Source organism: Allosphingosinicella sp., assembly GCF_036387215.1.
Classification (GTDB): Bacteria; Pseudomonadota; Alphaproteobacteria; order Sphingomonadales; family Sphingomonadaceae; genus Allosphingosinicella.
Map to the genome: position 1 here is coordinate 1 of NZ_DASVUE010000050.1, position 7,509 is coordinate 7,509.

A 7,509-nucleotide genomic window follows, 5' to 3' on the forward strand; every position below is an offset into this window, starting at 1 on the left:
GGGGTCACCTGGTTTGCATACCCCCGATCAATAGGGGTGATACCAGTAGACGCCCTGACCCACGCTCGAGTAGCGGCCTGCTGGCTCCGGCGACTCCCGCTGGCCTCTGGGAATGAAATACCCCCAACCGCCGTCGAACTCCGGCTTCATCAATATATTGACGCCATCTTCGTAGATGGTCATCGTTTCGGGGCGGAGCGCAGCGATGGCGCGTGGCCACCGGCTTTTCGGGATGGTCGAATAGGCCCTGCCTGTGTGGGTCATCATTAGGGCCTGCGCCTCGGCTTTGATCGCCTTCAATGTCGCCTGATCGCGAGTAGGCCACGCGCAACCCAAAAGCAGAGCGAGGATTGCCAGGACGGCGAACCCGCTACCACTGCGTAGCTGCCTAAGAGCATTCTTAGGGGGCTTCATCGTCCTCGAAGCCTAGCTTCCGTGAACCTGCGATCAAGTCCGCGCCGCTCGAGACGCCGAAATCCTCGTCAGGCGCGGCCGTCGCCGCCGGGGCTTGCAGTGCCTGCCGGACCGGTGCCGCCGTGCTGGCCGAGCGGCCCGCCGCCGCCGAGCCCGGCTTTGTCGCCCGGCGTGCCGGAGCCGGCCTCGCCGCGCCCGGCGCCGGAGCCGAATGTCTCGCCGCCGACGGGGCCGTCGCTGAGGCGCTCCGCGCCAGGCTGCGCCGCCGCCGCCGCGTCCGCCAGGGAGCCGTCCGCGCTTCCGAGCGCAGCGGCTTCGGCCGCGATGCCGCCGCTGGATCCTGCAAGAGTGCCGGTGCCGCCGCCGAGAGGTCCCTCCGGTCCGGGCATGTCCGCGGGAACACCGCCGCTCGTCCCGCCGGTGCCGCCCAGCGTGCCTCCCGAGGGATCGCCCGAGCCTGCGATGGTGCCGCCGCCGCTCGATCCGCCGGCGCCGCCAAGGTCCTCCTCGTCGCGGCCGGCAAGCGCCGCTTCGTTGATGCCGCCGCCGGTGTCGGGATCGGCCATGTCGAGCTCCCTTGCTTGAATGTGTTCGGGGAGCGAACGCCGCCGCGCCGGGCGGGTTCCTGCTCCTCGAGGGAAGCCGCGATCGGGGCCGGAAACGAAAATGGGGGCTGGTGTTTCCACCAGCCCCCACTGGCCTGGACCCTTGCGCATGAGCCTTGCGGCCCTTCGCTCCTGCCCAGACGGGGCGGCCTCCAAGGGAAAGCGAACTTCCCGCCGGACTGCCTCTTACGCAGTGCCTCGCCCCCAAAGGGCCTCAGCTCTGCCGGGGGCTTCCCGACAAGCGCGTCCGCATCGCTGAAGCTGATGCCCGCCCTTCTCGTCCGCCGCCCTGCCAGCGGGGATCGCCTAGCCTTTCGGCTTGCCGCTCCCGCACCGGCCTGTCGCCTCCCGCTGCCCCTCCGTTTCCGGCGGAACCGCTCTCGGCCACGGATTGAAAGTCTCACCGAATGCGATTCGCGGAAAGAAGATTCAGCCTGTGGATAAAGAGGATATTGGGGATAATCGGCGCGCCGAACCGCGAGCTTTATCTGGAGGCGGCGGCGCCCGGCAGCTGGTCCCGCGGCATTCCGGAATAGCGATATTCCTCCCGGATCTGCGAATCGGGAAGACGCGGTCCGCCGGTCACTTCCGGCGCAATCGGCAGCTGCGCGGTGGCCGCTGCACCAGTGGAGGACGCGAAACGCTGCGGCGGCGGAGCGGAGCGGCCGGCATCGACCAAGGCGGCGAGCTCGGCCTGAAGGACCTGGTTGGCGGCGAGCATCGGCGAGGGATCCGCCTTCGGCTTCGGCCCGGGCAGCGGCTCGGCGCCCGCATAGCTCTGGTTGAACGCGGCCGGGCCGCCCCAGCCGCCGTTCCAGCGGTAGAAGATGTGCGCCCCGATCACTGCCGATTTGACGAGGCTCCTCGCCCAGTGCGGGAGCACCCGGAAGGTATGATAGTGGGTGGCAAGGCCCACCGGCGCGTAGACGCTTCCGGCGAGCGCCGCGGCGGCGATCCGCCGGGCGCGGGCCCAGCCCGCCGCTGAAGGGACCCGCGCAAGCGATCCATCGCAGGTGAAGCTGAACTGGCAGCCGGTGGTTCGTTCGGAGCCCTGGTAGACCACGCCGCAGACGCTGTTCGGATAGGTTGGATGGCGGACCCGGTTCAGGACCACCTGCGCCACCGCCCGCTGGCCGTCGTCGCTTTCGGAGGCGGCTTCGTAATAGATGGCGGTCGTCAGGCAATCGAGCGAGCGCAGCTTGTCCACATAGCTGCGGGTGCGAAGATCGAAGCGGCGCGCGGGCGGATTGTAGCCTTGGGAGAGCGGGATCGCGGCGTTCATCGCCACTGCAGTCTCCGGCGCCACGGCTTCGAGCACAAGCGGCTCCGGCGCGGGAGGCGGCACCGACGGAAGCTGCGATTCGTATGTCAGCGCAGCGACGGCGGCGGGGCGAGTCTCGACCCCGGCGGGAACGCAGGAAGCGGAGAAGAGCAACGCGCAGAGCCCGGCTGCAGCGCCCCTCCTGGAGAGGCGATTCGCGGTCGGTAGCTTCAAGGCCTTGGGCATATACAAGAACGCGTTTCCAGGCTGTCCGATGGGACGTGCTCAAAGCCGCCTAACACCTCCCGTTCCCACTGCGTGAGAGGGCAAAATCGGATGTGCCATGGTGGGACGGCCACACTGATACAGTTAAATTCAGACACCCCAAGCTGCTGACTTGAATCAGAAATATATGGGCCTTAGTGGGTCCTTATCGAGTTTTGTCGCGGCGCACCTATGGGGGGACCTTCGGTCCGCCGCGGGCGAAGCTCATTTGCCGTTGGGGATCATTTCACATGAAGAAGTTCACGCTGCTTTGCGCGACCACCGCGCTCGTCATGCCTGCCATGGCCGCTGCCCAGTCCACCGGTTCGGCCGCGGTCGAGGACGAGATCGTCATCACCGGCTCGAGGAAGCAGGATGTGGGCGGAGTCGTCGTTCCCGACGTGCCCAAAACCCGCTCGGTCCTGACGCAGGAGATCATCGGACGCCAGGCCGAAGGCCAGTCGATCCTCCAGACGATCAACCTGATCCCTGGCGTCAACTACACCAACACCGATCCCTACGGCTCGGCCGGCGGCAACCTCCGCATCCGCGGCTTCCCCGGCAACCGCATCGCCCTTCTCTGGGACGGCCTGCCGCTCAACGACACCGGCAACTACGCCATCTTCGGCAACCAGCAGTTCGATCCCGAGCTGATCGACCAGGTCTCGGTCAATCTCGGCACCACCGACGTCGACAGCCCGACCCCGTCGGCCGCGGGCGGCGTGGTTTCCTATCGCTCGCTCGTGCCGACCACCGACTTCGGTGCAATCCTCAAGGGCTCGGTCGGAAGCTTCGACTATTTCCGCACCTTCGGAATGCTGCAGACCGGCAGCTTCACCCCATGGGGCACTCGCGCGTGGATCGCGGCGTCCGATCAGCAGTACGACAAGTTCAAGGGCCCGGGTAAGCTCCTCAAGACGCAGTACAACGCCCGCATCTACCAGCCGATCGGCTCGGGTGGCGACTTCTTCTCCATCGCCGGCCACTTCAACCGCAATCGGAACAACAGCTACAATAACGGTACGGCGCTGGATTATTCGCAGAACCGCGACTTCGACAATATCGGAACCTGCGTTCGCGACCTCCCTACCCCGGGAGTCGCGGACAATGACAACTTCGGCAGCAACACCAACAACAGCCAGCCGGCAAGCTGCACCAACTATTACAACCTGCGCATCAACCCGTCGAACACCGGCAACGTGCGCGGGCAGCTCCGCCTGACGCTCATGGACGGCCTGATCCTCACGGCCGATCCCGGCTATCAGCGCACGCTCGCCAACGGCGGCGGCACGACGACGTTGTCGGAGACGAACGGCGCACTTCGCGGCGCGAATCTTGCCGCCGGTGTCGATCTCAACGGCGATGGCGATGTGCGCGATACCGTCCGCGTCTATCAGCCGAGCAACACCCGGACCAATCGCTACACCTTCCTCACCTCTCTGATCTGGGAAGTCACGGACTCGCAGCGCCTGCGCGTTGCCTACACGTTCGACCGCGGTGAGCATCGTCAAACCGGCGAATTTGGCCGCGTTACCGAGGACGGCAACCCGATCAGCGTGTTCGGTGGGAAGTACAATCTGGACGCCCGCATCATCACTGCGGACGGCCGCGTTCTCCAGAACCGCGACCGCTACTCCGTGGCGCTGCTGAACCAGATTTCCGGTGAGTATTTCGGCAAGTTCTTGGGCGACAAGCTCACCATCACGGCCGGCATCCGCGCTCCATTCTTCAAGCGAGAGCTCAACCAATATTGCTACACGTTGCTGAGCACCGGCAATCCGGTCTGCACCACCGAGCCGATCGCTGCGAACCGCATTCTGCCTGCAACGGCGCCGCGCCCGACCGGAACGCCTCCGGCTGGCGGCTATGTCTATGCTCCGTTCGAGCGGACCGTGAAGTACAGCCCGATCCTGCCGTCGGCGGGTGTCTCCTACGAGCTCGGCGAAGGCCACAGCGTCTACGCCAGCTTCGGCAAAAACTTCTCCTCGCCGTCGACGGACAATCTCTACCGCGCCGTTAATCTCGACGTGGATCCGGAGACCACGGAGTCTTATGAGGCCGGCTATCGCATGCGCACTCGCAACGTGCAGGCGCAGCTCGCGACCTACTGGGTGAACTACAAGAACCGCATCGTCACCGCGACGGACCAGGATCCGAACAGCCAGACGTTCGGCACCACGCTCGACCGGAACGTGGGCGACGCCCGGGCCTACGGCTTCGACGGTCAGGTCTCGTGGCGGCCGGTCCGCAACATCCTGCTCTACGGCTATGCTTCCTACATCGATTCGAAGCTGAAGGAGGACATTCCGGGTCCGGTGATCAACGTCACGCCGACCAATCCTGCCGGCACTCCGACCACGATCAACACCGCGGGCGCCGAGTTCGTTGAGACGCCGCGCTGGCAGTTCGGCGGGCGCGCTCAGGGCGATCTCGGAGCACTCTCGGTGGGCGTTCAGTTCAAGTATGTCGGCAAGCGTTATTCGACCGACGACAACGGCCGCACGCTTACTCCGACCGTCGGCACGATCCCGCCCGGGCAGACTCCCGGTCAGCCGCTCATCCTGACGGGTATCAGTAACGTGCCGATCGCCCCGAACGGACGCACCAACGATTACACGATCATCGATGCGGACGCCCGGATCAGCCTCAGGAGCCTGGGCCTCGAGCGCACCGCGCTCAAGCTGAGCGTCATCAACCTGTTGGACAAATATTATTTCGGCAACATCAACACGCAGAATACGGTAATCCAGAGCCCCCGCTTCTCGGTCGGTGCTCCGCGAACCTTCCAGGCAACCCTGACGGTCGGCTTCTAAGTCGCACCGGTCCAGGCTGGAAAGAAAGACACCCGGTGCCGATGGCGCCGGGTGTTTTCTTTTGCGCGCGGAAGGCGGAAAAGCGGGATCAAGGGTTTAGCCCGGCAGGGTTGAGGCCCGAAGGAGTTCGAACGAATGCGCCTGATTCTCCCCCTCCTCATACTGGCTGCTTCGTGCAGCGCGGCCGATGCACCTCCAGTTCGAGCATCGGCCGCGGAAGCATCCATTCCGTTCGTCGGCAGCAACGGCATCAGCGAGTGGCGCCGGGCCGGACGGGGCATGGTGTACATCCGCAGCGTCGGCGGTGAATGGTATCTGGCGCGGACAATGAACGCCTGCTCTGCCCTCGACAGCGCGATCTCACTAGGCTTCGTTACTTCGGCGCTGGGTGCTCTCGACCGGCATAGCTCGATCCGCGTCGAGGAGCAGATCTGCCCGATCGAAAGCCTCGTCCGTTCGGACGCGCCGCCGGAGCGGAGCGCCCGCCGCCGCTAGGGCTCGCTTCGCAGGCGCCGGGGCGGCTATGGCCGCGCGATGAGTTCCACATCCGCGCCCGCTCCTTCAACAATCGCGCAGGCTGCCCGAGCCGTCCTGATGGCGACAGAGCCGAGGGACAAGGTGAAGTGCGCGCGTGCCGCTGCACGGGCGTGGCGGCGGGGGCAGCTGGCGCACCGGTTCGACGTGGCGATGCCGGACCGCCCTGCCCGCCCTCCCCGGCCGGAGCTCCTGCCCGCCTCGCGCATGCCGAAGCGCGGCCGGGCCGGCTCGGAGCGGGCGCGGATCGCGATGCTGCACGCGCTGGCCCATATCGAATTCGCCGCGATCGACCTCGCCTTCGACCTCGTCGGCCGCTTCGGCGCCGGCTTCCCGCGCAGCTTCGCCGACGACTGGATCGGGGTCGGCGCGGACGAGGCGATGCACTTCGCCTTGCTCGACCGGCGGCTGCGGACGCTCGGCTCCGGCTACGGCGACCTTCCCGCGCATGACGGATTGTGGGAGGCGGCCGAGGAGACGGCGGGCGACGTGCTCGCGCGGCTGGCCGTCGTGCCGATGGTGCTAGAAGCCCGCGGCCTCGACGTCACGCCCGCAACCGTCGCGCGCTTCGAGGCCGCCGGCGACGCTCGATCGGCGGCCATCCTCGATCGCATCTACCGCGACGAAATCCGACATGTCGGCGCCGGAACGAAGTGGTTCAAAAGCGTCTGCGAATCCCGAGAATTAGCCGCCGTTCCGGAGTGGAAACGGTTAATAGACCGTCACTTTCGAGGTGCGTTGAAGCCTCCGTTCAACGCTTCAGCGCGCGACCAAGCCGGTCTATCCCGCGATTTCTACGAAGGGGTTGCTCTGACAAGGGATGTTTAACAGTCTGCAATCACACGTCGAGGGGTGGGCAACTTCCTGACGAACATCGCCGGGGCTTTTTGGCCCCAGATTGGAATGCGCGAGCCGCTTTCGAGCGGCCGTGACGGCCTTATCGGCCGCCGGGGATATGAATGACCGACGCAGTTCAAACGCTGAATGCCGCAGGGACCGCGAAGTTCCCTAAGCTCCTTCGGCAGCGTGATATTTTCTTCCACGACGGGAAGAGCCTCCGCCGTTTCAGCGTCAGCGTCAGGCTTCAGGTCGCAGCGGCTTCGGCCGCTCTTCTCCTGGTTCTCTGGTCGCTTTTCGCAGCCGCCCAGTTCCTCACCACTCCCGCCGCTTCGACGGCCAAAGTCGTCGAAATGCAGCGCCAGGTCGAGGCGATGGAAGCGGACGTCGCGCTCATCAAGGAAGTTGCGCAGAAGCGCTACCAGCTCACCGCGAGCGAAGTGAAGAAGCTCGGCATCGATCCGAAGCGCTTCACCGGAACCGGCGGGCCGTTCGAAGCGGTGGAGCCGCTGAAGGCCGCCGACCCCAAGTTCAAGCAGCTCTTCATGAGCTGGAAGAAGCTCGACCAGATCGAGCGCGGCACGATCGCCATCCCCTCGACCGAGCCGGTCAAGGGCAGCGCCTTCACCTCCGGCTACGGAGTCCGCTCCGATCCGTTCAAGGGCCGCGCCGCGATGCACGCCGGGATCGACCTCGCAGGCCCGATGGGAACCCCGATCTACGCGACCGCCGACGGGTATGTCGGCCGCTCCGAATACAACAATGGCGGCTACGGCAACCT

At 65.9% G+C, this 7,509-nt stretch carries 7 protein-coding genes; 4 read left to right on the forward strand and 3 right to left on the reverse strand.

What is annotated here, in order from left to right; translation table 11 throughout:
- Positions 1 to 27: 27 nt before the first annotated feature.
- The 3 genes from VF662_RS02485 to VF662_RS02495 form a co-directional block, all read right to left on the reverse strand.
- Positions 28 to 267: a hypothetical protein gene (locus VF662_RS02485; RefSeq protein ID WP_464137314.1), complete on the reverse strand. Its 240-nt coding sequence runs from the start codon at positions 265 to 267 to the stop codon at positions 28 to 30.
- A gap of 215 nt (positions 268 to 482) precedes the next feature.
- Positions 483 to 980: a hypothetical protein gene (locus VF662_RS02490; RefSeq protein WP_464137316.1), complete on the reverse strand. Its 498-nt coding sequence runs from the start codon at positions 978 to 980 to the stop codon at positions 483 to 485.
- A gap of 523 nt (positions 981 to 1,503) precedes the next feature.
- The gene (locus VF662_RS02495; RefSeq protein WP_464137319.1) at positions 1,504 to 2,337 is read right to left on the reverse strand and encodes a cell wall hydrolase; all 834 of its coding nucleotides are present in this window, start codon (positions 2,335 to 2,337) and stop codon (positions 1,504 to 1,506) included.
- A gap of 458 nt (positions 2,338 to 2,795) precedes the next feature.
- On the opposite strand from VF662_RS02495, the gene VF662_RS02500 reads away from it, so the two are divergent.
- From VF662_RS02500 to VF662_RS02515, 4 genes are all read left to right on the forward strand, one after another.
- A complete protein-coding gene (locus VF662_RS02500) occupies positions 2,796 to 5,357 on the forward strand; it encodes a TonB-dependent receptor (RefSeq protein ID WP_464137321.1) in 2,562 nt (853 codons plus the stop codon).
- A 135-nt stretch (positions 5,358 to 5,492) separates the two neighbouring features.
- Entirely contained in the window at positions 5,493 to 5,852 is a 360-nt protein-coding gene (locus VF662_RS02505) for a hypothetical protein (protein WP_464137324.1), read from the forward strand.
- Between the two features lie 99 nt (positions 5,853 to 5,951).
- Entirely contained in the window at positions 5,952 to 6,719 is a 768-nt protein-coding gene (locus VF662_RS02510) for a ferritin-like domain-containing protein (protein WP_464137327.1), read from the forward strand.
- Between the two features lie 131 nt (positions 6,720 to 6,850).
- On the forward strand, positions 6,851 to 7,509 hold a 659-nt coding region (locus VF662_RS02515), incomplete at its 3' end, for a M23 family metallopeptidase (protein WP_464137330.1).

Excerpts from the sequence above, each read along its gene's own strand:
- VF662_RS02485 (WP_464137314.1), bottom strand. The coding sequence starts at position 267 with ATGATGACCCACACAGGCAGGGCCTATTCGACCATCCCGAAAAGCCGG.
- VF662_RS02505 (WP_464137324.1), top strand. The coding sequence starts at position 5,493 with ATGCGCCTGATTCTCCCCCTCCTCATACTGGCTGCTTCGTGCAGCGCG.
- VF662_RS02500 (WP_464137321.1), top strand. The coding sequence starts at position 2,796 with ATGAAGAAGTTCACGCTGCTTTGCGCGACCACCGCGCTCGTCATGCCT.
- VF662_RS02510 (WP_464137327.1), top strand. The coding sequence starts at position 5,952 with ATGGCGACAGAGCCGAGGGACAAGGTGAAGTGCGCGCGTGCCGCTGCA.
- VF662_RS02490 (WP_464137316.1), bottom strand. The coding sequence starts at position 980 with ATGGCCGATCCCGACACCGGCGGCGGCATCAACGAAGCGGCGCTTGCC.